This is a genomic window from Burkholderia sp. Ac-20392 (genome assembly GCF_017104585.1).
Lineage (GTDB): Bacteria > Pseudomonadota > Gammaproteobacteria > Burkholderiales > Burkholderiaceae > Burkholderia > Burkholderia lata.
This window is the reverse complement of sequence record NZ_JAAGPB010000910.1, coordinates 1-1,751: the sequence shown is the minus strand read 5'-3', so window position 1 is coordinate 1,751 and position 1,751 is coordinate 1. Positions and strand designations below refer to the sequence as shown.

General features: G+C 68.9%; 2 protein-coding genes. One reads left to right on the top strand and one right to left on the bottom strand.

Annotated elements, in window-relative coordinates:
• A partial coding sequence (locus G3N99_RS39630; RefSeq protein ID WP_206125122.1) for a glycosyltransferase family 4 protein occupies positions 1-940 on the top strand: 940 nt, incomplete at its 5' end.
• Positions 941-1,481: 541 nt separating this feature from the next.
• On the opposite strand, the gene G3N99_RS39625 is transcribed toward G3N99_RS39630, so the two are convergent.
• Positions 1,482-1,751 (bottom strand): acyltransferase family protein (locus G3N99_RS39625; protein ID WP_206125121.1); only part of this gene is annotated, 270 nt, incomplete at its 5' end.

The following is a 1,751-nucleotide window of genomic DNA, read 5'->3' as shown; positions in this document are numbered from 1 at the left end:
CGTGCGGCTGGTGCGCGACGTCGCGCGCCGTGCACGCCGTGCCGAGGTGATCTACGCGAACACGCAGCGTGCGATGGTGGTTGCCGCGCTGGCCGGGCGGCTCGCGCGCAAGCCGGTGGTGTGGCACCTGCGCGACATCGTCAGCACCGACCATTTCGGCAGCAAGCAGTTGCTGGCGATCAAGTACTGCGCGCGGCTCGGCGTCACGCGCGTGATCGCGAACTCCGACGCGTCCGCGCAGGCGTTCCGTACGCTGACGGGCTTCACGCCGCAGCACGTCGACGTCGTGTTCAACGGCATTTCGGCCGAGCCGTTCGATGCGCTGGAAGGCGTCAGCCAGGCCGCGCTGCGCGCGCGGCTGGGGTTGCCCGAGCACGCATGGCTGGTCGGTTCGTTCAGCCGCCTCGCGCACTGGAAGGGGCAGCACGTGTTGCTGGAGGCGGCCGCGCGGCATCCCGACATGCACGTGGTGCTGGTCGGCGCGCCGCTGTTCGGCGAGGACGAATACGCGGCGCAACTGCATGAATACGTTGTCCGGCACGGGATGGGCGCTCGCGTGCATTTCCTCGGGTTCCAGCGCGACGTGGCCGCCTGCATGACGGCGGTCGACGTGGTTGCGCACACGTCGATCACGCCCGAGCCGTTCGGGCGCGTGATCGTCGAAGGGATGCTCGCGCGCCGGCCGGTCGTCGCGGCCCGCGCGGGCGGTGTCGTCGAGATCATCGAGGACGGCGACAACGGGCTGCTCTGCGCGCCGGGCGATGCGACGGCGCTGGCCGATGCGCTGGATACGCTGAAGCGCGACGGCGCGCTGCGCGATCGGCTCGTCGCGAGCGGGCGTGCGACGGCGGTGCGCCGGTTCGGCACCGAAACCTACGTGGAGCGGGTCGAGAAGATCCTCGCGGATACGGCGAAGGCCGCGAAGGCGAAGAAGCAGTAAACGGCGCGAGCCGGCGGGAAACGAGCCCTCATGCGGCGGTGTGCTGCGTGGGGGCTTTGTTTTTCAGCGCTGCAGGCGTTTGTTCTGCGCCGTCAGGGCGCGTGCTTGGCCGGTTGCGGATTGGGAGGGCGCGGTTGGCGACGGGATAAGGCGACGCCAAACGGAGACGGCAGAGCGAGACGGCAGAGGGAAACGGCAGAGGGAAACGGCAGAGGGAAACGGCAGCAGGTGACGCCAGCAGGTGATGCCAGAAGGAAACGCCAGAAGGAAACGCCAGAAGGAAACGCCAGAAGGAAACGCCAGAAGGAAACGCCAGAAGGAAACGCCAGAAGGAAACGCCAGAAGGAAACGCCAGAAGGCCGCGCCTAGGCAGCCCCGGTGGTGAAAGCCGGTCGAGGACGGCTCATGCGGGCCGTAGCGCGGCCCGACGCCGGAAGGCTACCCTTCACGCCAACCCGGCATGCCGGCGCGCTCAGGCCATGAAAAAGCCCCCGCGCAGCGGGACGCCGCGCGGGGGGCTCGGGCAAGCATGCCGGCCGGGTCAGACGGCCCGTTCGGGCGCCGGCGTGACAACGCGGGCGGGACGGGTCGGCTTGAAGCTGGCCGACCACGTCATCGCGGGCCGTTCGAACATCCGGTAGAACACATACGCGACCGGGATCGCGGCGGCCATGAACGCGAACGACGGCCAGATCGACAACTGCAGCTCGGAATGGAACAGCACCGAGCCGAGGCAGACGAACAGCGGCAGGTGGATCAGGTACAGCGAGTAGCTGAAGTCGCCGAACCAGCTCAGCACGCGCAGCGGCGA